At 62.8% G+C, this 24,936-nt stretch carries 18 protein-coding genes; 9 read left to right on the top strand and 9 right to left on the bottom strand.

Annotation, left to right across the window (positions count from 1 at the left end; genetic code table 11):
* Positions 1 to 48: 48 nt before the first annotated feature.
* A complete protein-coding gene (locus C5F53_RS19275) occupies positions 49 to 960 on the top strand; it encodes an OmpA family protein (RefSeq protein ID WP_105263037.1) in 912 nt (303 codons plus the stop codon).
* 54 nt (positions 961 to 1,014) lie between these two features.
* Here the strand turns inward: C5F53_RS19275 and C5F53_RS19270 are convergent, their stop codons facing one another.
* The 8 genes from C5F53_RS19270 to C5F53_RS19235 all read right to left on the bottom strand — a co-directional run bounded on the left by C5F53_RS19270 (position 1,015) and on the right by C5F53_RS19235 (position 9,220).
* Positions 1,015 to 1,932, bottom strand: a complete 918-nt coding sequence (locus C5F53_RS19270) for a DMT family transporter (RefSeq protein WP_201740899.1) — start codon at positions 1,930 to 1,932, stop codon at positions 1,015 to 1,017.
* Between the two features lie 25 nt (positions 1,933 to 1,957).
* The gene (locus C5F53_RS19265) at positions 1,958 to 2,887 is read right to left on the bottom strand and encodes an acyltransferase (protein ID WP_105263036.1); all 930 of its coding nucleotides are present in this window, start codon (positions 2,885 to 2,887) and stop codon (positions 1,958 to 1,960) included.
* A 7-nt stretch (positions 2,888 to 2,894) separates the two neighbouring features.
* On the bottom strand, positions 2,895 to 4,940 hold the full coding sequence (locus C5F53_RS19260) for a sensor domain-containing diguanylate cyclase (RefSeq protein ID WP_105263035.1): 2,046 nt from the start codon (positions 4,938 to 4,940) through the stop codon (positions 2,895 to 2,897).
* Between the two features lie 17 nt (positions 4,941 to 4,957).
* Positions 4,958 to 5,734 carry an ABC transporter ATP-binding protein gene (locus tag C5F53_RS19255; RefSeq protein ID WP_105263034.1) on the bottom strand — a complete coding sequence of 259 codons (777 nt, stop codon included), beginning with the start codon at positions 5,732 to 5,734 and terminating at the stop codon, positions 4,958 to 4,960.
* 42 nt (positions 5,735 to 5,776) lie between these two features.
* A complete protein-coding gene (locus C5F53_RS19250; RefSeq protein ID WP_105263033.1) occupies positions 5,777 to 6,907 on the bottom strand; it encodes a succinylglutamate desuccinylase/aspartoacylase family protein in 1,131 nt (376 codons plus the stop codon).
* A 6-nt stretch (positions 6,908 to 6,913) separates the two neighbouring features.
* Positions 6,914 to 7,627 carry an ABC transporter permease gene (locus C5F53_RS19245; protein ID WP_105263032.1) on the bottom strand — a complete coding sequence of 238 codons (714 nt, stop codon included), beginning with the start codon at positions 7,625 to 7,627 and terminating at the stop codon, positions 6,914 to 6,916.
* Positions 7,624 to 8,310, bottom strand: a complete 687-nt coding sequence (locus C5F53_RS19240) for an ABC transporter permease (RefSeq protein ID WP_105263031.1) — start codon at positions 8,308 to 8,310, stop codon at positions 7,624 to 7,626. Before C5F53_RS19240 ends, C5F53_RS19245 begins: the two co-directional genes overlap by 4 nt.
* 67 nt (positions 8,311 to 8,377) lie before the next feature.
* A complete protein-coding gene (locus C5F53_RS19235; protein WP_105263030.1) occupies positions 8,378 to 9,220 on the bottom strand; it encodes an ABC transporter substrate-binding protein in 843 nt (280 codons plus the stop codon).
* Between the two features lie 269 nt (positions 9,221 to 9,489).
* Between C5F53_RS19235 and C5F53_RS19230 the strand changes: the two genes are divergently transcribed.
* A complete protein-coding gene (locus C5F53_RS19230; RefSeq protein ID WP_105263029.1) occupies positions 9,490 to 11,919 on the top strand; it encodes a YgiQ family radical SAM protein in 2,430 nt (809 codons plus the stop codon).
* A 21-nt stretch (positions 11,920 to 11,940) separates the two neighbouring features.
* Here C5F53_RS19230 and yiaA read toward each other — a convergent pair whose 3' ends face one another.
* Positions 11,941 to 12,372, bottom strand: a complete 432-nt coding sequence (yiaA, locus tag C5F53_RS19225) for an inner membrane protein YiaA (protein ID WP_105263028.1) — start codon at positions 12,370 to 12,372, stop codon at positions 11,941 to 11,943.
* Positions 12,373 to 12,577: 205 nt separating this feature from the next.
* Between yiaA and C5F53_RS19220 the strand changes: the two genes are divergently transcribed.
* The 7 genes from C5F53_RS19220 to C5F53_RS19190 all read left to right on the top strand — a co-directional run bounded on the left by C5F53_RS19220 (position 12,578) and on the right by C5F53_RS19190 (position 24,782).
* Positions 12,578 to 13,168: a hypothetical protein gene (locus tag C5F53_RS19220; RefSeq protein WP_146097400.1), complete on the top strand. Its 591-nt coding sequence runs from the start codon at positions 12,578 to 12,580 to the stop codon at positions 13,166 to 13,168.
* Between the two features lie 187 nt (positions 13,169 to 13,355).
* A complete protein-coding gene (glgB, locus tag C5F53_RS19215; protein ID WP_105263026.1) occupies positions 13,356 to 15,536 on the top strand; it encodes a 1,4-alpha-glucan branching protein GlgB in 2,181 nt (726 codons plus the stop codon).
* A gap of 23 nt (positions 15,537 to 15,559) precedes the next feature.
* Positions 15,560 to 17,650, top strand: coding sequence for a glycogen debranching protein GlgX (glgX, locus tag C5F53_RS19210; protein WP_105263025.1), 2,091 nt, complete (start codon positions 15,560 to 15,562; stop codon positions 17,648 to 17,650).
* 15 nt (positions 17,651 to 17,665) lie between these two features.
* A complete protein-coding gene (locus C5F53_RS19205) occupies positions 17,666 to 19,297 on the top strand; it encodes an alpha-D-glucose phosphate-specific phosphoglucomutase (RefSeq protein WP_105263024.1) in 1,632 nt (543 codons plus the stop codon).
* Positions 19,298 to 19,357: 60 nt separating this feature from the next.
* Entirely contained in the window at positions 19,358 to 20,662 is a 1,305-nt protein-coding gene (glgC, locus tag C5F53_RS19200) for a glucose-1-phosphate adenylyltransferase (protein WP_105263023.1), read from the top strand.
* A gap of 145 nt (positions 20,663 to 20,807) precedes the next feature.
* Positions 20,808 to 22,280: a glycogen synthase GlgA gene (gene glgA, locus C5F53_RS19195; RefSeq protein WP_105263022.1), complete on the top strand. Its 1,473-nt coding sequence runs from the start codon at positions 20,808 to 20,810 to the stop codon at positions 22,278 to 22,280.
* A 27-nt stretch (positions 22,281 to 22,307) separates the two neighbouring features.
* The gene (locus C5F53_RS19190; protein WP_105263021.1) at positions 22,308 to 24,782 is read left to right on the top strand and encodes a glycogen/starch/alpha-glucan phosphorylase; all 2,475 of its coding nucleotides are present in this window, start codon (positions 22,308 to 22,310) and stop codon (positions 24,780 to 24,782) included.
* Positions 24,783 to 24,936 lie beyond the last annotated feature (154 nt).

The raw sequence follows: 24,936 nt of genomic DNA, 5'->3' as shown, positions 1-24,936 counted from the left end.
CCGCCTCAAACCACCCAACGACTTTTCCCCCCTTTTAAGGAACATCCCATGAAACACCTCTACCTGACCCCCGCCGCCCTGGCCATTGCCGTGTTGTTGGGCGCTTGTGCGTCGGCCCCCACCAGCACCACGCTGCTGGAAAGCGCCCGCAACGACTACGCCCAGGCCCAGCGCAACCCCGACGTGGGCAACTACGCCGCGCTGGAAATGAAACTGGCCAGCGACGCCATGCAGCAGGCCAATATTGCGGCCGTGCAGAGCGCCAGCCCCGAGAAGGTGGACCAACTGGCCTATGTGGCGCAGCAAAAAATTGCCCTCACGCAAGAGGTGGTGAAACAAAAAACAGCCGAGGCCGATATGGCCCGCACCGCCCGGGAGCGCGACCAGATGCAATTGACCCAACGCACCAATGAAGCCAACCAGGCCAACGCCAACGCACAGCAGGCGCAGGCCAACGCAGAAGCGGCGCAGCGCCAGGCCGCCGATGCCCAGCACACGGCCAATGTGGCGCGCCAGGCCACCATCGATGCCAACACCCGTGCCGCACTGCTGGAGAGCCAGTTGGCCGATCTGTCTGCCAAGAAAACCGAGCGTGGCATGGTCATCACCCTGGGGGATGTGCTGTTTGGCAGCGACAAGGCCAGCCTGACCGCGGGCGGCACGCGCAGCGCGCAAAAGCTGGCCGATGTGTTGCAGCAAAACCCCAGCCGCAATGTGCTGGTGGAAGGGTTTACCGACAGCACCGGGGCCGATGCCTATAACCAGCAGCTGTCGGAGCGCCGTGGCATGACGGTGCGTGAGGCGCTGCTGCAGATGGGGATTGGCAGCGAACGCATCAGCGTGCGCGGCTACGGGGAGTCGTACCCGGTGGCGGCCAATGACACCGCCGCCAACCGCCAGCTGAACCGCCGTGTGGAGATTGTGCTGTCCGACGACACCGGCAAGACCCAGCAGCGTTAAGTCAAATTGCTATGAATTTAGTAGCTGCTCGCGCAATATCCATGGGCGCAGTGGCTACTTTTCTTGTGTAACCCACCAAATGCCCACGCTGACCAGCAGCAAGGCCACGAGGTATTTCCACTCCAGCAGCGATTCGCCCAAAAACAACGCCGACAGGCAGGCGCCAAACACGGGGATCAAAAAGCTGTACACCGCCACGGTGCTGACCCGGTTGTACTTGAGCAACACGCCCCACAGCGCAAACGCCACGGCCGACAGCAGGGCCATGTAGACCAGCAGCAGGCTGGGCGCCAGCGTGAACGCGGCAATCTGCCCGCCCGCCACCCAGCCAATGAGCACCAAGACCACACCGCCGATGCCGAGCTGGTAGCCGGTCATGACCACCGAGTCCATGCCCTGGGACAGACGTTTGCCATACAGCGATGCCGCCGACAGCACCAACGCCGCCAGCACAATAAACCCTTCGCCCAGCAGCGTGAACTCACCGTCAGTGGCCGCACCGCCCAGTAACCCGCCGATGTTGACCGCCAGCACCCCGGCAAAACCCAGCGCGCAGCCCATCAGTTTGCGCCAGGTCAGGGTGTCGTTGTGGTACACAAAATGCGCCAGCAGCACGCTGAAAAACACGCCCGAGGCATTGAGGATGGACGCCTTGACCCCGGTGGTGTGCGCCAGGCCGATGTAGAAAAAGATGTACTGCAGCGTGGTTTGCAGCACACCCAGCAGCACCATCTGCCCGGTCTGGGTGCGTTGCAGTGCCAGCGATTTGCCCGAGAGCTTTGCAAACACCAGTAGCAACAGCCCGGCACCGACAAAACGGTAGCCGGCAAACAGCATTTGTGCGGCCAGGTCGCTGCGGCCAATCGCCAGCAGCGCGTAGCCCTGTTTGATGGCCGGGTAGGCACTGCCCCAAAGCAGGCAACACAGGCTGGCAAGTAAAAAAACGGTGCGCGGACGGGTAAAAAAAGGCACGGCAGATGGGGCGTGGGTACGCGGCTTAGCCGCGCACAGATGACGAGGAGATGTCGGATGTATTGGCCTGACGCAAGGCCGCCAGTTGGGCGTCTTTGGCACGCCAGAGTTCGGCCACCCAGGCCGAGAAGGCGGCGCGGAATACGGGGTCTTGCCCGTAGTCGCCACCCAGCAATTCGGGCGGCACGGGAATGGCGCGCACACGCACCACCATGCGGGGTACCTTGCCACACAAAAAGCCCCAGAACGTGGGCACGCCTGCGGGGTAATAAATCGTCACGTCCAGAATGGATTGGAACTTGTCACCCATGGCCTGCAGTGCCAGCGCCAAACCACCGGCTTTGGGTTTGAGCAGGTACTGGTAGGGCGACTCTTGCTTGGCATGTTTGGCTGCCGTGAAACGGGTGCCTTCCAGAAAGTTCATCACGCTGGTGGGGATGAGCGAAAACTTCTCGCAGGCCTTGCGGGTGGTTTCCTGGTCCTTGCCACGCATCTCGGGGTGTTTCTTGAGGTACGCCTCGCTGTGCCGACGCATGAACGGAAACTCCAGCGCCCACCAGGCCAGGCCCATGATGGGCACCCAGATGAGCTGCTGTTTGAGAAAAAACTTGAGCAGCGGGATGCGGCGGTTCAACAGGTGCTGCAGCGCAAAGATGTCCACCCAGGACTGGTGGTTGCTGCTCACCATGTACCAGCTGTCGCGGTCCAGCCCGTCCAGGCCCTGCACGTCCCAGGTGGTGCGTTGGGTCAGTGCCATCCAGCCACTGTTGCAGCTGATCCAACCCTCTGCGATGAACAGCAAGACCGGGTCGATGGCCATGCGTACGGCCTTGAAGGGCAGCACCAGCTTGATGGCAGCAAAACACAGCAGCAGCGGCACCCAGAACAGGATGTTGAGCAGCAGCAGGGCAAATGCAAGTGCCCCCAGCAGGGGCGCGGGCAGAAAATTCAACATGGGCTTTTTACGGTTTAAAGAAACACAGGGTGTTTCTGCCATTGGCCTTGGCCTGGTACATGGCGGTGTCGGCTTGTTTCAGGAGCTCATTGGGCGCAGTGTCTTCGCCTTTGAACAGTGTAATGCCGATGCTGGGTGTGGTGGCGTGCGGCCGCTGGTTGAGCACATAGGGGTCGTTCAGGCTCGCCAGAATTTTGTGGCCTACGGTCGTGGCGTGCATGCTGGCTTCGTCAATGTCGGCACTCAGGTCCTGGATCAGCACCACAAACTCGTCGCCACCCAGGCGGGCCACGGTATCCACAGCGCGGATGCTTTGCTGTAGGCGCCGTGCCACCTCTTGCAGCAACAGGTCGCCCACGTCGTGGCCGTAGGTGTCGTTGAGCTGCTTGAACTGGTCCAGATCCAGAAACATCAGCGCGCCGTGTTCACCTTTGCGCTGGCTGGTGCCCATGGCCCGCTGCAGGCGGTCGGTCAGCAGGCGGCGGTTGGGCAGGCCCGTCAGGGTGTCGTGGAAAGCCAGGTGGCGAATCGCCTCCTCAGCGCTTTTGCGTTCGCTGATGTCGCGGGCAATGGCAATAAAACGTTCTTCTTCGCCGGGCACCGTGGGTTTGCGTACCACCGAGAGCTCAAACCACAGTTTGCCTGCTGGCAATTCCAGGCTGTATTGCTGGCCGTTGGAGCGGCCGCTGGCCTGAGCCTCGCGCAGCGCGGCCATGCAGGTGTCCGCGGCTTCCTTGGGCAACATTTCGGTGATCAAGCGGCCCAGCAGCACCTGGGGTGGGCGGTCCAGAAGGCCGGTGTTTTGGCTGTGCACCGCACGGTAGTGGCCGTCGGCGCTGAATTCGAACAGCAGGTCGGGCAGGGCCTTGAGGGTGGCCTCCAGCTCCGCTTGGGTGGCGTACAGCTGGGCTTCGGCTTGTTTGCGCCCGGAGATGTCCATCAGCGTGCCCACCATGCGTTGGGGTGCCCCATCTTTGCTGAACTGCACCACTTTGCCCCGGCTACTGAGCCACATCCAGCGACCATCGGTGTGTCGCGCACGGTACTCGGCCTGGTAGGCGGGTGATGCACCCGTCAGGTGGGCACGCATGGCCTGCATGGCCGAGGGAAGGTCATCGGGGTGCACCAGGTGGCCCCAGGCGCGGGCCAGTTCACTCTCTTGCGGGTTACGCCCCAGCATCTGGCAGGCGCGTTCGTCCAGGTAGTAACCGCGCTCGCTGGTGAGGTCGTGGTCCCAGCGGCCCAAGTCTGCGCCCATGATGGCCAGCTCCAGCTGTTCGGTGGTGTCACGCAACAGGGCTTCTGCCACTTTGCGCTCCTGGATGTTGCGTGACATACCCAACACACCAATGATGTTGCCATCGGAATCCCGCATGGGGGTTTTGGTGACTTCAAACAGCTCGCCCTGGGGGTTGATGCTGGTGGGGCTGCTTTCTTCAAAGGTGACGGACTTGCCTGCCTGGATAGCCCAACGGTCGGAAGCCAGAAAACTGGCTGCCACCGACTCTTCCACCCAGTGGGCGTCACGGGTGCCGATGATGTCTCCGGGGCGTATGCCCACCTTGGTGGCGAATGACTCATTACATGTCAGGTACACCCCGTCAATGTCTTTGAGCCAAACCTGATCAGGAATGGTCTGCAGCACGTTGCGTAGCAGGGCTTCACTCTTGCGCAGTGCGGCGCGCGAGGCGCGCTCAGGCGTGATGTCCTCTACGGTGCCTTCATAGAAGAGCACTTCGCCGTGTTCATCGCGCATCACGTGGGCGTGTTCGCGCACCCACATGGGTTGGCCAGTCTTGAGGCGGACCATCTCTGACACAAAGTTGGTCACTTGCCCATGCTCACGCATCAGCTCGGCAAAACGTTCACGCCGCTGAGGCTGGAGATAGGGGTTGCGGTGGGCCGCGGGGTCGGCCTGCATCTCCTCTTGGCTTCGGTAGCCATTGAGCCGCAAAAATGCGGCATTCACCTGCAGCAACTGCCCATTCACCCGCGAGCGGTAGGCCCCAATGGGCAACTGCTCAAACAGGCTGGAGGTTGCGCGGGTGGGCATGGGCGGTGGCCCGTGGTTTACTTTAGGCTGCCCGACAGGAACTGGGCCAGGCGTTCACTCTTGGGGTGGGCCAACACTTCGGCGGGGTGGCCTTCTTCTTCCACCAGGCCCTTGTGCAGAAACACCAGGTGGTTGGCCACCTCACGGGCAAAGCCCATTTCGTGGGTCACGACCACCATGGTGCGGCCTTCTTGCGCCAGGTTTTTCATGACCTTGAGTACTTCGGACACCAGTTCGGGGTCGAGTGCGCTGGTGGGTTCGTCAAACAGCATCACTTCGGGTTCCACCGCCAAAGCGCGCGCAATCGCCACGCGCTGTTGCTGGCCACCGCTCATGTGGGCGGGGTAGCGGTCTTCCACACCGGAAAGGCCTACCTTGGTGAGGTATTTGCGCGCCGTGTCCACCGCCTGGTCTTTGGGGATGCCGAGCACATGCACCGGCACTTCGATGATGTTTTGCAGCACCGTCATGTGGGCCCAGAGGTTGAAGTGCTGGAACACCATGGCCAGTTTGGTGCGCAGGCGCTGCAGTTGTTTGGGGTCCTGTGCCGACAGCTCGCCGTTGGGGGCAGCCACCAGTTTCAGCTCTTCACCCGCCACGTGGATACGGCCTTGGTGGGGTTTTTCCAGCATGTTGATGCAGCGCAGAAAAGTGCTTTTGCCGGAGCCGGAGCTGCCGATGATGCTGATCACATCCCCCGCATGGGCGGACAGTGAAACGCCTTTGAGCACTTCATTGTCACCAAAACGTTTGTGGATGTTTTCGACCTGGAGTTTGAGGGGCTTGGTAGTCATGGTGCAAACAGTGGGGCGCGTTGGGTCGGGGCGGCTGGGCGTTCAGGCGCCCAGCAAGTCTCCGGTTCGAAAAGGGGTGGTGCCGGCAATTTTGCCGATTTCGGCGCCGGACAGGGCATAACGGTCACGCACGCGGGCGTACAACACCCCATCCACACCGGCCACCACGCGGTGGGTGGTGTTGGCAATCGGGTCAATCACTTCGGCCACCAGATCGCCCATGTGCAGGCGCTGGCCCACATCGGCGATGTAGACCACGACGCCGGGCACCGGCGTGCGCAGGGTCTCGGAGCCCGCCAGAGGCGTGGCCGGGCACAGGGCGGCCGGAATTACGGGAGGCTGCGCGCAGCCCAGGGCCTGAATGTGCTGCAAAAAGGCCCACACGGCCTGCGCGTCTTCTTGCGCGCAGGCATGGGTTACATCGGCCTCACCACGCAGTTCTACGGTGGTGCTGTTGCAGCCCTGGGGCAGGGGGGCGGAGAGTCCCGCCGCTTGCAGGGCCTCCGCCAGTTGCCACCAAGCGCCGGACAGGCATTCGTCAAACGGTCCGCCGCCTGAGTTTTTGGCCAGCAGCACTGCGCGTGCCTTGAGCAAATGCGCCAGCGGCGCGAGTTGCGGCCAGCACGGTTCTTCGGTGTAGAAGTGCAGAACACCTTCGCAGTCGCAGTGCAGATCGATCACGTAGTCCGCGTCGTGTGCCAGCGTGAGCAGGCTGCGGCGCAGGCTCTGCAGCTCAGTCTCCGGTTGCCATTGACGTAGGTAGTCGCCCATGGCACGGCGCACCGTGGCCACGTTGGCCGCGGGGTCCGGGCCCATTTGGCGTTGTACGTTGGGCAACACGGCCTTGGCTAGATCGGGGTAGTGGCGGTTGAAGTTTTCGCTGCTGGCCAGCTCAAACCGCCCCATGGGTTTGTGATCGACCCGCTGGGCCAGACCAATCGGGTTGGCCACAGGCACCAGGGTGATCTCGCCCAAGATCTGTCCTGCCGTGTCGGCGGCATCCAACAGCGCGCGCAGGTGGTGGGCTACCAGCATGCCGGGCAGTTCTTCGGCATGCAGGCTGGCTTGGATGTAAACCTTGGGGCCGTGGCCCGGCGTGCCGTAATGGAAGCTGCTCAGGCTGCGGTGGCTGCCTAGGCTGTTGGAGAGCAGAGGGTGGTCAATGCGTTGCATGGCGGTTCAGTGCTTGCGGGGCGCGAGGTAGGCCAGGAATTGTTTCTCCGCCAACCGGAACATGCCAATCAGGCAGAACGATGCCACCAGGTAAATGGCAGCCGCGGCAATGTAGGCTTCAAAGGGCAGGTAGTAGTCGGAGTAGACGCGGCTGGCCGCCGCCGTGACGTCCAGCATGCTGGGCACGGCACTGGCCAGGCTGGTGCTTTGCAGCATCATGACCACCTCGTTGCTGTAGGCGGGCAGGGTGCGGCGTAGCGCACTGGGCAGCACGATGTGGCGCATGACCTGGAAACGGCTCATGCCAAAGGCCTGGGCCGATTCGATCTCGCCGGCCGAGGTTTCGCGGATGGCGCCGGCCAGCATCTCGGCGGTGTAACCCGCGGTGTTGAGGCTGAAGGCCAGCAGTGCGCAGAAGAAGGGTTCCTTGAAATGAGTCCAGGGCCAAACGTCGTCCCAGCGCGCCTGGATCCACTCCAGCTGGCCCAGGCCGTAATAAATCAGGTAGACCTGAATCAGCAGCGGCGTGCCGCGGATCACGTAGGTATAGGCCCCGACGATCCAGCGCAGCGGCGCCCAGGGGCCGGTCAGCAGCAGGGCAAAAATCAGCGCCAGCACGGCACCAATGCCCAGCGACGAAAACAACAGCCCCAGCGTAGTGAGGATGCCGGTGGCGTAGAGCTCCAGGTTCTGGGGCTCAAAAATCACATGCCATTTCATAATTCACCCCGCTTTGCACCCAGGCTGTAGCGCGCATTGAGCTTGCGCAGCGCGTACAGGGAGATGGTGGTGTAAATCAGAAATAAGGCTGCGGTGAACAGGAAAAACGCAAACGGCGAGCGGGTGGCGGCGCTGGCCTGTTTGGAGAGGTAGGTCATTTCCTTCAGGCCAATCAGGCTGACCAGTGCGGTGGACTTGATCAGCACCAGCCAGTTATTGGTGAAGCCGGGCAGGGCGTAACGCACCATCTGAGGCAGGGTGATGCGCACAAAGGCTTGTAGCGGGTGCATGCCGTAGGCCACGGCAGCTTCCATCTGGCCTTTGGGGATGGAGAGGATGGCGCCGCGGAAGGTTTCCGTCATGTAGGCACCATAAATAAAGCCGAGCGTGAGGACGCCGGCCAGAAAAGGGTTGATGTCAACGGTGGCTTTGCTGCCAGCGAGTTCCAGCAGGTGATTCAGTCCGATGGTGCCGCCATAAAAGACCAGCAACATGACCACCAGGTCGGGGACGCCACGGATGACGGTGGTGTAGGTCGCAGCCACGGATCCCAGCACCGGGCGGCCCGAAAGTTTGGCACTTGCACCCAGCAGGCCCAAAACAATGGCGACCAGCAGTGCGCAGAGTGAGACGCCGACTGTGAGGACCGAGCCTTGCAGGATGGCGACGTAATAAGCATTCATGAGAGGCTTGGGCAATTAACACAACGGGGCGCCATCATGCGCCCCGTTGTGTTGAGCTGTTACAAGATTATTCGCCGTAAACGTCGATGCTGTACTTGGCAAAGTACTTGTCGTTCAGGGTCTTGTAAGTACCGTTGGAGCGGATGGTCTTGATGGCTTCGTTCAGCTCGCCTTTGAGTTTGTCTTCGCCTTTGCGCAGTGCAACAGCTGCACCTGCGAAATACTTGACATCGCTCAGCACGGGGCCGACGAATTCGTACTTGGCGCCTTCAGGCTTGCTGAGAAAACCGCCGGTCACTTCCAGGAAGTCTGCCACGGTACCGTCCAGACGGCCGGACTTGATGTCCAGGTAAACCTGGTCTTGCGCTTCGTAGGAGTTCACCACCACGCCAACGGGCTTGAGGTTGTCCATGGCGTATTTTTCTTGGGTGCTGCCCTTGAGAACGCCGATTTTTTTGCCCTTCAAGGAAGCCAGGTCTGTGAACTTGGTGCCCTTTTTCAGCACGATGCGGCTGGGGGTTTGGTAGTACTTGTCGGTAAAGTCAATTTCCTTCTTGCGCTCATCAGTAGCGGACATGGAGGAAATGATGACGTCGTACTTCTTGGCGTTCAGGCCGGGGATCATGCTGTCCCAGACTTGTTCCACAAACTCGCACTTGCGCTTGATCTGCTCGCACAGGGCGTTGGCCACATCCACGTCGAAGCCGGTAGGGGTGCCATCGGCAGACTTGAAGGTGAAGGGTTCGTAAGTCGGGTCAATCGCGACTTTGAGGGGACCCACTTCAGGCGCGGGCGCAGCAGCAGCTGGGGCCGATGCAGGCGCAGCAGGGGCTGCGGGAGCGGCTTCTTCTTTTTTGCCGCAGGCCGCCAAAACGGAGGTCACTGCCAGTGCCAGCAGGAGTTTCTTCATGGATAGATCCTTTGAAATACCGGAGACGCATCCCCGGCGGTTTGAAAATGTAAGAAAAATCATTCTACGGGCTAAGCAGAGCAAATTTGATGCCGCCCCACTCCAGTGCATTGGGGTTTTTACCGTGGAAATGTGGGCATTTGGCGCTTTCCGCTGGCGAACGGCGCACAAAATTCCGATTGCGCTTCGGTGCTGGCGTCCCGCTTGTCCCTAAAAGCTGCGCTGACACGCGCAAAACCTTACACTCTAGGGTTACCCCCCGGATCCCCATGAACGCCCCAGTCGACGTCTCCTTTTTCGCGCGCGCCGCCAAGCCGCTGTCCAGCTACCGCAAGTACTGGGCGGCCCGTTTTGGCACGGCCAAGTTTTTGCCGATGAGCCGCAAAGAGATGGATGTGCTGGGCTGGGACAGCTGCGACATCATTCTTGTGACGGGTGACGCCTATGTGGACCACCCCAGCTTCGGTATGGCCGTGATCGGCCGCATGCTGGAGGCCCAGGGTTTCCGGGTCGGCATCATTGCCCAGCCCGACTGGTCTAGCGCCGAGGCCTTCAAGGCCTTGGGTAAGCCCAACCTGTTCTGGGGTGTGACCAGCGGCAACATGGATTCCATGATCAACCGCTACACCGCAGACCGCAAGATCCGCAGTGACGACGCCTACACCCCCGGCGACATAGGCGGTAAGCGCCCCGACCGCGCCGCCATCGTCTATAGCCAGCGCTGCCGCGAAGCGTTTAAAGATGTGCCCATCATCTTGGGTGGCATCGAAGGCTCTTTGCGCCGCATTGCCCACTACGACTACTGGAGCGACAAAGTACGCCGCAGCGTGGTGGTGGACGCCAAGTGCGACCTGCTGCTGTACGGCAACGCCGAGCGCGCGATTGTCGAAATCGCCCACCGTCTGGCCGCCAAAGAACCGGTGGAGCACATCACCGACGTGCGCGGCACCGCTTTTGTGCGCCGCCCGGACGATGAAAGCGGCAAGGGTTGGTTTGAGATTACGTCCACTACTGTGGACGAGCCGGGCCGCGTGGAGGCCCACGTCAACCCCTACATGACCACCAGCGAGCAGGCGGCAGAGCAGGGCGCAACTTGCGCCAAAGAAGACGAAGCCAAGGCGGTTGCCCAAGCTGCGGAGGCTGGTGGTGCTATTAATTCAGGAGCTGTTCGCGCAGATTCCACGGGTGCTAGAGGCCAAAAAGACTCAAAACCTGAGGTTAACGCGGCCATCGCACCGCTGACATTCTTTGCCAACCCCGCGTTGGCCAGTACCAAGGGCAAGATCAAGGTGCCACCGCGTGACCGTTCGGTGATCCGCCTGCCCAGTTACGAACAGGTCAAGAGCGATCCCATCCTCTACGCCCACGCCAACCGCGTGTTGCACCTGGAGACCAACCCTGGTAACGCCCGCGCACTGGTGCAAGCGCACGGCGAAGGCACCACGGCGCGTGACGTCTGGATCAACCCGCCCCCCATCCCGCTGACCACCGCCGAGATGGACCTGGTGTTTGACTTGCCGTACGCGCGCAGTCCGCACCCCAGCTACGCCGACGAAAACGGCAGCCATGACGGCGCGACCAAGATCCCGGCCTGGGAAATGATCCGCTTCTCGGTCAACATCATGCGCGGCTGCTTTGGCGGCTGCACCTTCTGCTCCATCACCGAGCACGAAGGCCGCATCATCCAGAGCCGCTCCGAAGAATCCATCATCAAAGAAGTGGAAGACATTCGCGACAAGGTCAAGGGCTTCACCGGCACCATCTCCGACCTGGGCGGCCCCACGGCCAATATGTACCGCCTGGGCTGCAAAACCCCCGAGATCGAAGCCGCCTGCCGCAAGCCCAGCTGTGTTTACCCCGGCATCTGTTCCAACCTGGGCACCAACCACGACCCGCTGATCAAGATCTACCGCCGCGCGCGCGCGCTCAAGGGCATCAAGAAGATATTGATCGGCTCCGGCCTGCGTTACGACCTGGCCGTCAAGAGCCCCGAGTACGTGAAAGAACTGGTGCAGCACCACGTGGGTGGCTACCTGAAGATTGCGCCCGAGCACACCGAGCAGGGGCCGCTGACCAAGATGATGAAGCCGGGCATCGGTTCTTATGACAAGTTCAAGACCCTGTTCGAGAAGTTCAGTGCCGAAGCAGGCAAGAAGCAGTTCCTGATTCCCTACTTCATCGCCGCCCACCCGGGCACGACCGATGAAGACATGATGAATCTGGCCATCTGGCTCAAGAAGAATGGCTTTCGCGCCGACCAGGTGCAGACTTTCTACCCCAGCCCCATGGCCACGGCCACGGCGATGTACCACTCCGGGCGCAACACGCTCAAACGTGTGCACCGCACGGCGCAGAGTGACGACGAAACAGTGGACATCGTGCGTGGTGAAAAGCGCCGCCGCCTGCACAAGGCGTTTTTGCGTTACCACGACCCCAACAACTGGCCGCTGTTGCGCGAAGCGCTCAAGACCATGGGCCGTGCCGATTTGGTGGGCAATGGCAAGCACCACCTGATTCCCACCTTCCAGCCGCTGGGCGATGGGGGTTACCAGAGCGCACGCAAGAAAAATTCGACGGCGGCACCAGTCAAAGCTGCCGCACCGGTGAAGGGGCGCATGCTGACCCAGCACACCGGGTTGCCCCCGCGGGTGACCGGCGCCGCCAAACCCAGCGCCAAGCTGGGTCGCAAGCTGCGCTGAGGGCGGCTCAGGCTGCCCTGTTTATTCCATTACGCGGCTTTCGCCAGCGCCCTGATCCTTCTTGTCGCGCACATTCTTTTGCACGGTGACGGCGCTGTAGAGTGCCAACACAAAGGACATGGCGTAGTAGCCTTTTTCGGACAACAGCAGCGTGGCGTTCCACAGCCCTGTGGCCAGCAAGAGCAGCGACAGACCCACGGCGCCGTAGCAGATGCCGTAGTAGGCGCCCGACACCGGAATGCCTTCAAGTTTGTCGCGCACGCATTTTTGCAGCGAGACCGCGGCAAACAGACCAAAGGCCAACAGCGTGAAGTAGTAGCCTTTTTCGTTCAGCTGCATTTCAGCATTCCACAAGCCCAACAAAAAACCGGCGGTGCCTAGGCCCAGGCAGACAAAGGTCGCACCCACATAGGCGCCTGAGGAGGATTGTGGAAACTGGATCGATGTTTTCATGGTGGTGTGACAGTAAAGTGCAATGAACAAGAAAGCGAGGGCTGCCGCTGCCGGGAAGGCGCTAAGCTATTGTTATGGAGTGGCAACAAAATGCCGACGCCATTCTCTCAACAAATTGCACGGCTTTATTACAAAAATGATCAGGGTAATCACGCGATTCGCAGTCTTTTTGCTAGTCCATGGTGCTGTGTTTGCACAGCCGCCTGTGCAGTTCAACAACAGCCAACAGGCACTCCAGCAGTACGAAGCCAGCACGCTGGAGAGTCTGATGGAGCGCTGCACGGCCACCAAGACTGAGCACTACCAGGCGCCAGAAGAGGTGCGATCCCTGCGCAACGGCTATGTGGACATTGCCGAGCAGAACCCGCAAACCGGCCTGTATTCCATTTATGTGTTTGACCAGGACAAGCGCAGCTTTACGTTAATTGATGGGCAGGTTTTGAACCGCAGCAGCCGGCTGTTGTTGCGCTTGGCCTTGCCGCGCGACTACGGCCGTTGCCGTTTGGTGCGCGATGCACAGGGCGTGGAGCGTCTCGAAGTCGTGCACCTGGAGCGCAACTACGTGTCAGATGCACAAAGAATGCAGCGCCTGCGCAAGGAGTCGCTGGACTTGGCGGCCTCTGCACCAGCTGCACCGCAGCCATCGATTTGCCAGGGCAACAAACCCGCGCAGCGCAGCTTGGCCGGTCGCGTCTGGGTGGATGGCAAGCCGCTGGACACAGCTGCTTGCAATGACGCACAAATAACGTTGCATGAACGCATGCGCAAACTGGCGCGCAAGGTGCATGAGCGTTGATACGCCTGTCACTGTCGCGCGATACCCTCTTGCGCGAGTGTCGGTAACTTCCGACAAAACGGGTTACAAATTGACTTCTGGAGTTTGCCCAAGGGTTTTGACTAAATAAACTCCCTTGATAATGTACTAAGCTGTTCGTCAACAAGAGACAAACGCTGGCATCCGGGATGTTGGCGCACCCCATACCATGACGCTTCAAGACCACGATCTGTCCGCACTGATGCGGGCAGAGCACACCGATCCTTTTAGCGTGCTGGGCATGCATATCCGCTCGGACGGCCTGGCGGTGCATGCGCTATTGCCCGGTGCTGGGCAGGTGGAGCTGATCGACAGGGCTACGGGTTTGGTCCGCGCCCCGCTGGCGCGCCTTGTGGGCACGGATGTGTTTGGTGCCGTGCTGGCCGAGTCCACCGCGTTTGCCTACCAACTGCGCGTGCAGTGGGCCGATGGTCCCACGCAGTTGCTCGAAGATCCCTACCGTTTTCCCCTGGTGCTGCAAGACCTGGACCTTTGGCTGCTGGCCGAAGGCACGCACCAGCGCCCGTTTGAATGCCTGGGCGCGCACCTCGTCTGCATCAACGGCGTGTCGGGTGCCAGCTTTGCCGTGTGGGCACCGAATGCGCGCCGCGTCTCGGTGGTGGGATCGTTCAACCAGTGGGACGGCCGGCGCCACCCCATGCGCTTTCGGCGCGAGTGCGGCGTCTGGGAAATCTTCATCCCCGACGTTGCCCAGGGCGACCTCTACAAGTTTGAAATCCTGGGCGCGCAGGGCCAGATCGCCGTCAAGGCCGACCCTTTTGCCTTCCACGCCCAGCTGCGGCCCGATACCGCCAGCGTGGTCTACCCGCTGCCACCACGCCTGCCCATGCGGGCCGACCGTACCGCCGCCAATGCGTTCGACAAGCCCATCAGCATCTATGAAGTGCACCTGGGCTCCTGGCGCAAGGCCGAGGGCTGGCGCTGGCTCAGCTACCGTGAGCTGGCCGACACCCTGGTGCCCTATGCCAAGGAGATGGGCTTTACCCACCTGGAGCTGCTGCCGGTCAGCGAGCACCCGTTTGACGGTTCCTGGGGCTACCAGCCGCTGGGCCTGTTTGCCCCCACCTCGCGCTTTGGCTCGCCCGAAGACTTCAAGTTCTTTGTAGATGCTGCGCATGCCGCCGGCCTGGGTGTGATCCTGGACTGGGTGCCCGCGCACTTTCCGAGTGATGCACATGGCCTGGCCGAATTCGACGGTACCCACCTGTACGAGTACGCCGACCCCAAGGAAGGCTTCCACCAGGACTGGAACACGCTGATCTACAACTTTGGCCGTACCGAGGTGCGCAACTTCTTGGTCGGCAATGCGCTGTACTGGCTGGAGCGCTACGGCATTGACGGCCTGCGTGTGGACGCTGTGGCCTCCATGCTGTACCGCGACTACAGCCGGGACGAAGGGCAGTGGATTCCCAACAAACATGGTGGCCGCGACAACCTGGAGGCCATCGAATTCCTGCGCCGCATGAACCACACCGTGGGCACCGAGCGGCCCGGGGCCATCACGCTGGCCGAAGAGTCCACTGCCTTCCCCGGCGTGAGCCGCCCCCCCAGTGCAGACCTGCAAAGCGGTGGCCTGGGCTTTCACTACAAGTGGAACATGGGCTGGATGCACGACACGCTGAAGTACGCGTCGCTGGACCCGGTGCACCGCCGGCACCACCACAACCAGCTCACCTTCGGGCTGATGTACGCCTTCACCGAAAACTTTGTGTTGCCGCTTTCGCATGACGAAGTGGTGCACGGCAAGGGCTCGCTGCTGGGCAAGATGCCGGGGGACGACTGGCAGCGCTTTGCCAACTTGCGCGCGCTCTACGGGTTCATGTGGGCCTACCCCGGCAAGAAGCTGCTGTTCATGGGCGGCGAACTGGCCCAGCCGACCGAATGGGCCGATGGGTCCGAACTCTCCTGGTCGCTGGAGCAGCAGCCGGCCCACCAGGGCGTGCAGCGCCTGGTGCGCGACCTGAACCGCGTGTACCAGGCCTTTCCCGCGCTCCACCAGCAGGACGTGCAAAGTGGCGGGTTTGCATGGATTGCCCATGAGGATGCGGCCCAGTCGGTGGTGGCCTTTGTGCGTTATGGCCTGGCGGGCGAATGTGTCGTGGTGGTGTGCAACTTCACGCCCTTGCCGCGCTATGGCTACCGCATTGGCATGCCCGTCATGGGCACCTGGCGGGAGCTGATCAACACCGACAACGTGGTGTACGGTGGCAGCGGTGTGGGCAATGGCGAGGTGAGCACCGATGCGGTGGCGGCCCACCACCATGTGCAGTCGGTGGTGCTGGCCCTGCCGCCATTGGCATGCCTTGTGCTCACCCGCGTGACCCCTTAAACGATCCAGCGAAATCAGTCGGCATGACCTTGCAACCCGGCCAAACGCACACCCTCGGAGCGCAGTTGCGCGACCAGGGGGTGAACTTTTGCCTGGCCGCGCCTAACGCCCAGGCTGTCGAGTTGTGCTTGTTTGATGCCAGCGCCACGCGGGAGGTGCAACGCTTGGTGATGTTCGGTCCGGTCGATGGCTTGTGGCATGGTTTCTTGCCCGGTGCCGAGGTGGGCCTGGTCTATGGCTGGCGTGTGCATGGCCCCTGGAGCCCCGCACAGGGCCAACGTTTCAACCCCGCCAAGTTGCTGCTGGACCCGGCGGCACGTGAGGTCGTGGGGCGCTACGACGGCGATGACATCCATGTGGGCCATGTGCCCGGCAATCCCCACCAGCGCGACACCCGCGACAACGCTGCCACCGCGCTCAAGGCCCGCGTGGTGCATGATTTGCCAGCGCCACTGGGGCGGGTACAGATAGACCCGGCGCAGCGCGTGCTCTATGAGCTGCACCTCAAAGGCTTTACGGCCCTGCACCCCGATGTGCCCGAGGCGCTGCGCGGCACTTACGCCGGCTTGTCTCACCCGGCCGCCATCGCGCACCTGCAGCGCCTGGGCGTGACCACCGTGAGCCTGATGCCCGTGGCCCACCGCGCCGACGAGGTACGGCTGCTGCGCATGGGCTTGTCCAACTACTGGGGCTACAGCCCGATTGCCTGGAATGCGCCCGAGAACCGCTACTGGAGCGGTACACCCGGCACCAGCCCGCGCAGCGAATTCCGCGCGCTCGTGGATGCGCTGCATGCGGCCGGGCTGGAGGTGATTCTGGACGTGGTCTACAACCACACGGGCGAGACCGACGAGCTGGGCCCCACGCTGAGCCTGCGTGGCATCGACAATGCCACCTACTACCACCTGGACAGCACCAACCCCGCGCTCTATGCCAACTGGACCGGCTGCGGCAACTGTGTGAACCTGAGTCACCCGCTGGTGCTGCGCACCGTGATGGACAGCTTGCGTGGCTGGGTGCAGGAGTTTGGCGTGGACGGCTTTCGCTTCGACCTCGCACCCGTGCTGGCACGCGCAGGTGCGGACCGCCAGCACCGCTTCGAGGCCAATGCCCCTTTCCTGATGGCGGTGGCGCAAGACCCGGTGCTGCGCGATCGGTTGATGGTGGCAGAGCCGTGGGACATCGGCCCCGGTGGTTACCAGTTGGGCGCGTTTCCAGTGGGGTGGCTGGAATGGAATGACCGGTTTCGTGATGTCCAGCGCAGCGCCTGGTTGCAGCACCACGCCACCCGGGCCGACCTGGCGAACCGCTTGGCGGGTTCGGCCGACGCCTTCAGCCCCACGCTGCGCGCGGCCCACAGCAGCGTGAACCTGGTCACCGCGCACGATGGCTTCACGCTGAACGATCTGGTGAGCTATGCCCAGCGCCACAACGAAGCCAATGGCGAACACAACCGCGATGGCCATGGCCATAACCTGAGCGTGAACAACGGCGTGGAAGGCCGCAGTGACGACCCGCTGGTGCAGGCCCAGCGCCTGCGCCAAAAGCGTGTGCTGTTGGCCAGCCTGCTGTGGTCATTGGGCACGCCCTTGTTGCTGGCGGGCGACGAGCTCGGCCACAGCCAGGGCGGCAACAACAATGCTTACTGCCAGGACAACCCGACCACTTGGCTGCACTGGGACCAGGCCGATGCCGCGCTGACGGCCTTTGTGGCCCGGGCCATTGCCCTGCGCCACGAACTGCCCGTGCTGCAAAGTCGGGCCTGGTGGCGCGGTGCCAACGACACGGGTCCTAGTCCAGGCCCGGTCGCCCAGTGGTGGGGCCCGCTGGGCCAGACCCTGGTGCATGCCGACTGGCACCACCCGCAAGACAACGCCTTGGCGCTGCAGCTCAGCGCCGGCTCCCCGGGCGCCACCGCCTGTCTGCTGCTGTGCAACCCCACGGCGCAGACGCAAGAGTTTGTTCCACCGCAAGCGCCTGCCGGTACTGCATGGCAGCTGCGTCTGGATACCGATACCGGCAACAGCCCCGATCTACCTCTGCCCGCGCGGGTGTGGTTGCCGGCCCAAAGCCTCATGCTGGCCAGCGCAGCCAGCCTCTCCACCGCTCTTTAACTACGTCACACACCTATGCCTCTTATCACTCTGCCCACCACGCCGTTTGACGGCCAGCGCCCCGGTACCTCGGGGCTGCGTAAAAAAGTGACTGTGTTCCAGCAGCCGCGCTACCTGGAGAATTTTGTCCAGGCGCTGTTTGACGTGTTGCCCGACGCCGCAGGCCAGACCCTGGTGGTCGGCGGCGATGGCCGTTACCACAACCGCGTCGCCATCCAGACCATTTTGCGCATGGCGGCAGCCAAAGGCTATGCGCGCGTGCTGGTGGGGCAGGGTGGCATTTTGTCCACGCCAGCCGTGAGTGCGGTGATCCGCAAGCACGGTGCTAGCGGCGGCATCGTGCTGTCGGCTAGCCACAACCCCGGCGGGCCCGATGGCGACTTTGGCATCAAGTACAACGTGGCCAATGGCGGCCCCGCACCCGAGAAAGTGACCGATGCGGTCTACGCGCGCACCATGCAGCTGAGCCAGCTGCACACGGCGGATACGCCCGATGTGGCGCTGGATGCGCTGGGCAGCAGCCGCCTCGAAGGCACCGCGATCGTGGTCATCGACCCCGTGGCGGATTACGCCGAAGTGATGCGCGGCCTGTTTGACTTTGCGGCCATTCGCACACTGTTTGCGGGCGGTTTCCGGTTGCGCTATGACGCCATGTGTGCCGTCGGAGGCCCTTACGCCAAGGCGCTGCTCGAAGGCGAACTGGGTGCGCCCGCAGGCACGGTGGTGAATGCCGAACCGCTGGAAGACTTTGGTGGCCTGCACCCCGACCCCAACCCGGTGAACGCCGAAGACCTGATCGCCCACCTCTTTGCCGACGATGCGCCCGACATGGGCGCCGCCAGTGATGGCGATGCCGACCGCAACATGGTGGTGGGCCGCAAGTTTGTGGTGTCGCCCTCGGACAGCCTGGCTGTGCTGGCCGCACATGCCACCCAGGTACCTGGCTACAAAGCCGGCCTGGCCGGTGTGGCGCGCTCCATGCCCACCAGCACTGCAGTAGACCGTGTGGCCAAGGCACTGGGCATTCCGTGTTTCGAGACGCCCACAGGCTGGAAGTTTTTTGGCAACCTCATGGACGCCGGCAAGGTCACGTTGTGTGGCGAAGAAAGCTACGGCACCGGCTCCAGCCATGTGCGTGAAAAAGATGGCCTGTGGGCCGTGCTGTTCTGGCTCAACCTGGTGGCCACCACGGGCCAGACCGTGGAGCAACTGGTGCGCGCGCTGTGGAAAGAACATGGCCGCTGCGTCTACTCGCGCCACGATTACGAGGCCATTCCCACCGACAAGGCCGATGCGCTGATGCGCGAGCTGCGCGCGGCGCTGCCCACGCTAGGCGGCACCACGGTTGCGGGCCTGCCCATTGCTTTTGCCGATGACTTTGCCTACACCGACCCGGTTGACGGCAGCGTGAGCCAGAAGCAGGGCGTGCGCGTGGTGCTGACCGATGGCTCGCGTGTGGTGTTCCGCCTCTCCGGTACCGGCACCGAGGGCGCCACGCTGCGCGTCTACCTGGAGCGCCACGAACCCGATGCCGCCCGCCAGGACTTGCCTGCGCAAGAGGCTTTGCAGCCGCTGGTGGCGCTGGCCGAGGCGGTGGCGAAGGTGCGCGCCTTCACCGGCATGGACCAGCCCACGGTGATGACCTGACCGCAGCCATTTCGAGATTTTTTGCAGAACGACCCCACTAAAAATGAACAGGAGACAAGCATGAGCACGACAGAGACCCCACGCAGCCTTGTGCAGCAAGAACGCCATATGCAGCCCCACATGCTGGTGCGCCGCACCATTGCCTTGGTGCTGGCCGGAGGCCGCGGTTCACGCCTCAAGCAACTGACCGACCGCCGCGCCAAACCCGCGGTGTACTTTGGCGGCAAGTTCCGCATCGTCGACTTTGCGCTGTCCAACTGCGTGAACTCGGGCATTCGCCGCATTGGCGTGATCACGCAGTACAAATCGCATTCGCTGCTGCGCCACCTGCAGCGCGGCTGGAGCTTTTTGCGTGCGGAACTGAACGAGATGGTGGACCTGCTGCCCGCCCAGCAGCGCGTGGACGAAGAACACTGGTACCGCGGAACGGCCGATGCCATCTACCAAAACCTGGACATCATCCAGAGCAGCAAGCCCGAGTACGTGGTCGTGCTGGCGGGCGACCACGTCTACAAGATGGACTACTCGCTGATGCTCAAGGACCATGTGGACAGCGGCGCGGGCTGCACGGTGGGCTGCATCGAGGTGCCACGTGCCGAAGCCAGTGCCTTCGGCGTGATGGCGGTGAACGGTACCCGCAAGATCACCGAGTTTGTGGAAAAACCGGCCGACCCGCCCCCCATGCCCGGCAACGATGCCGTGTCATTGGCCAGCATGGGGATTTACATCTTCGACTCCAAGTACCTGTACGATCTGCTGGAAGACGACATCGCCAACCCCAACTCCAGCCACGACTTTGGCAAGGACGTGATCCCGCGCGTGGTGCGCGAGGGCAGGGCGATTGCCCATCCGTTCTCCATGTCCTGCGTGTCGTCCACACCCGATGCCGTCCCTTACTGGCGCGATGTGGGCACGATCGATGCGTTCTGGGAGGCCAATCTGGACCTGGCGTCCGTCACCCCCGAGCTCGACATTTACGACACCAACTGGCCCATCTGGACCAGCCAGCGCCAGCTGCCACCGGCCAAGTTTGTGCAGGACGCCGATGGCAAGCACGGCCAGGCCATCAACACCATGGTGTCGGGCGGCTGCATTGTGTCGGGCTCCATCGTTAGCAACTCGGTGCTGTTCAGCAGTGTTCGGGTGCATTCCTTTTGCGTGATTGACCAGGCCGTGCTGCTGCCGGAAGTGACCATTGGCCGTGGCTGCCGCCTGAGCCGCGTGGTGGTCGACCGCGGGTGCACCGTGCCCGAAGGCTTGGTGATCGGCGAAGACCCGGTGGCCGACGCCGCACGCTTTGAGCGCACCGAAAATGGCGTGGTGCTGGTCACCAAGGACATGCTGATGAAATTAAGCACCCCCTGAGCCGCTGCGCGTCTCCCCCCTCTCTCGCCTTTGGCGGGAGGGGGGCGCACCCGGTGGCCCGGCAAAGCCGGTTCCACGGGATGCCCTGGCTTGGCGCTTCCTCGCAGCCACTGAAAGAGTAAATGTCATTTTGAAGAAAGAGCCCATGCGCATCCTGCAAGTCAGTGCCGAGATTTTTCCGCTGCTCAAAACCGGAGGGCTGGCTGACATTGCCGGTGCGCTGCCCGCCGCCCTGCAGGAGGCGGGCTGTGATGTGCGCGTGATGCTGCCGGGCTTCCCGGCCATCTGCGCAGGGCTGGAAGGGGCTACGCCCGTGGGCAGCTTTGCCATGCCCTGGTGCGAGCGGGTGGAGGTGGTCTATGGCACGCTGCCCGCACTGGCGCGGGAGGGGCGCACGCTGGGTGCCTATGTGCTCATCGCCCCTGGCCTGTATGACCGGCCGGGCAATCCGTATGAAGATGCCAACAAGCAGGCTTATGGCGACAACCACCGGCGCTTTGCGGCGCTGGGGCTGGCCGCCGCCCATGTGGCGCACGGGCTGGATGCACAGTGGCGCCCCCAGTTGGTGCATAGCCATGACTGGCATGCCGCGCTGGCCCCGGCCAGCCTGGCGCTGTGGAATGAGGGGCAGGGCCCGCGCGTGCCATCGGTTTACACCGTGCACAACCTGGCCTACCAGGGCGTGTTTGGCCCCGAGCACTTTGGCGACCTGGGCCTGCCCGGGGGCGCCTTCCAAGTGCATGGCATGGAGTTCCACGGCCAGCTCTCGTTCATGAAGGCGGGCCTGTTCTACGCCAACCACATCACCACCGTCAGCCCCACCTATGCGCGGGAGATTCAGGGGCCGGAGCAGGGCTGTGGGCTGGATGGCCTGCTGCGCGCGCGCCACCAGCACCTCAGTGGCATCCTGAATGCGGTGGACGACAGTGTGTGGAACCCGTCCACCGATGCGCTGATTGCGCATGCCTATGACGCCCGCCACATGACCGGCAAGGCGCAGAACAAGGCCTTGCTGCAGGCCGAAATGGGCCTAGCGCTGGAGCCCGATGCGCTGCTGTTTGCCGTGGTGAGCCGCCTGACCGAGCAAAAAGGCCTGCCGCTGGTGCTGGCCGCGGTGGACGAAATCGTCGCGCGCGGTGGCCAGCTGCTGGTGCTGGGCAGTGGCGAGACCGGGCTGGAGCAGGCCTTTGTGGCCCAGGCCAAGGCGAACGAGGGCCGCGTGGCCGTGAAGCTGGGGTACGACGAAACCTTTGCCCACCGCATCTTTGCGGGCAGCGATGTGACGCTGGTGCCCTCGCGCTTTGAGCCCTGTGGCCTGACGCAGATGTATGGCCTGAAGTACGGCAGCCTGCCGCTGGTGCGTCGCGTGGGCGGCCTGGCGGACACCGTGGTCGACTCTGATCTGGAAACCCTGGACGACCGCACCGCTACCGGCTTTGCCTTCGATGACATGGACGAAACCCAGTACCGCCGCGCGGTGCGCCGGGCCTTTGCGCTGTACCACCGCAAGGCTGAATGGAGCCGCGTGCGCCAGACCGGCATGAAGCTTGCCTTCGACTGGGCCAGTGCTGCCCAGCACTATGTCGCGCTGTACCAAAACCTGATTGCCCAGGCCTGATGGCCCTTATCGCCACACGCCCACACCATGACCCAAACGACAGCCACCGCCACCGCTCCCAATTTTGAGTTTGACGCCCCTGGGCGCGATCTGGAGTCGCTCAAGCGCTCCATCGCCAACAAGCTGATGTTCGTGGTCGGCAAAGACCCGCAGGCCGCGCGCCCCGAAGACTGGCTGCACGCTGCGGCCTACGCCGTGCGCGACCAATTGGTAGAGCGCTGGATGACCACCACGCGCGCCCAGTACGCGCAGGACGCCAAGCGCGTGTACTACCTCAGCATGGAATTCTTGATTGGCCGCACCTTCAGCAACGCCATGCTGGCCGTGGGCCTGCGTGAACGCGTGAAGCAGGCCCTGGCCGACTTTGGTGTGGACATGGATGCCGTGACCGAACTGGAGCCCGACGCGGCGCTGGGCAACGGCGGCCTGGGCCGCCTGGCCGCGTGTTTTCTTGATTCCATGGCCACGCTCAACATCCCGGGCTTTGGCTACGGCATCCGTTACGACTACGGCATGTTCAAGCAAACCATTGTGGACGGCCGCCAGGTGGAGGTGCCCGACTACTGGCTCACCCACGGCAACCCCTGGGAGTTTCCGCGGCCCGAGGTGAACTACCGCGTGCAGTTTGGCGGCCATGTGGTGAAGGAGGGCGACGCCTACAAATGGGTGGACAGCCACGATGTGCAGGCCATGGCCTACGACACCATCATTCCCGGCTACGCCACCAAGGCCACCAACACGCTGCGCCTGTGGTCTGCCAAGGCCACACAAGAGATTGACCTGGGCGCCTTCAACCGCGGCAACTACTTTGCGGCGGTGGAGACCAAAAACCACTCCGAGAACGTGTCCCGCGTGCTGTACCCGGACGACTCCACGCCGTCGGGCCGCGAGCTGCGCCTGCACCAGGAGTATTTCTTCTGCAGCGCCAGCGTGCAAGACTTGCTGCGCCGCTACCTGCGCACCCACACCGGCTTTGAGAACCTGCCCAACAAAGTCAGCATCCACCTGAACGACACGCACCCCGTGCTGGCCATCCCCGAGCTCATGCGCCTGTTGCTGGACGAACACCACCTGCCCTGGGCCGATGCTTGGCGCCTGTGCCAGGGCGTGTTCAGCTACACCAACCACACGCTCATGCACGAGGCGCTGGAGACCTGGCCCGTGGAGATGATGGGCCGCATCCTGCCGCGCCACCTGCAGATCATTTACGACATCAACGCCCAGTTCCTGGCCCAGATTTCCCAGTGCGGCGGCAGTGCCGAGCTGCTGCGCAAGGTCAGCCTGGTGGACGAGGGTGGCGAGCGCCGCGTGCGCATGGCCTACCTGGCCGTGGTGACCAGCCACTCGGTCAACGGCGTGTCAGCCCTGCACTCCGAGCTCATGAAGGAAAGCATCTTCTTTGACTTTGCCAATCTCTGGCCCGAGCGCTTCAACAACAAGACCAATGGCATCACGCCACGCCGATGGCTGGCGCAGGCCAACCCGGCCTTGTCGGCCGTGCTGGACAAGCAGGTGGGCACTGGCTGGCGCCGCGACCTCACGCAGCTCAGCGGGCTAAACGGGGTGCTCACCCAGCCCAAGGTGATCGAGGCCTTCCAGGGTGCCAAGCTGGCCAACAAGCAGCGCCTGGCCGCCTGGGTACAGGCCAATATGGGCCTGACCATTCCTACCGACGCGCTGTACGACGTGCAGGTCAAGCGCATCCACGAGTACAAGCGCCAGCTGCTCAATGTGCTGCATGTGGTCACGCGCTATTTGCGCATCATCAATAACCCCGGCAGCGTCACCGTGCCGCGCGTGGTGGTGTTTGCCGGCAAGGCCGCATCGGCCTACCACATGGCCAAACAGATCATCCACCTCATCAACAACGTAGCCAGCGTGGTGAACAACGACCCGCGCGTGGGCAACCTGCTCAAAGTCGTGTTCATCCCCAACTACAGCGTGAGCCTGGCCGAGCGCATCATCCCCGCGGCCGATTTGTCCGAGCAAATCTCCACCGCCGGCACCGAGGCCTCGGGCACTGGCAACATGAAGTTCGCGCTCAACGGCGCGCTCACCATCGGCACACTGGACGGTGCCAATGTGGAGATTCTGGAAAACGTGGGTGCGGACAACATCTTCATCTTCGGCATGACCACGCCGCAGGTGGCCGCCACCCGCGCCGCCGGCTACCAGCCGCGTGCCATTGCCGAGGGCAATGCCGAGCTGACCGCGGTGCTCGAAGCCATCCGCGACGGTGTCTTCAGCCCTGACGAGCCCAGCCGCTTCCAGGCTATTTACGACTTGTTGGTGAACTGGGGCGACCACTACCTGTTGCTGGCCGACTACGCGGCCTACATTGCCGCGCAAGAGCAGGTGGATGTGGCCTATAAAAACCGCGAGGCCTGGGCCATCATGGCCCTGCGCAACGTGGCCGCCATGGGCCCGTTCTCCGCCGACCGCACGATCGGCGAATACGCCGACAAGATCTGGAAAAGCACGCCGCTGGAACTGGCGAGCTAGGCGGTGGAGGGGCCAGTTTTAGATGAAATCTTGATTTCCAAATCGAATTGCGACACCTCATGAGCGCATGACGAAGGGCTGAGGATGGAGTGAATTGGTTAGCCTTTTGGTTCCTACACCGACAGGTTTGCCAATGACCCACAACCACCTCAGC

This window comes from Rhodoferax sp. TS-BS-61-7 (genome assembly GCF_002943465.1).
Taxonomy (GTDB): domain Bacteria; phylum Pseudomonadota; class Gammaproteobacteria; order Burkholderiales; family Burkholderiaceae_C; genus Allorhodoferax.
Note: the sequence above shows the minus strand (reverse complement) of the source record. Positions and strands in the feature narration are given on the sequence as shown.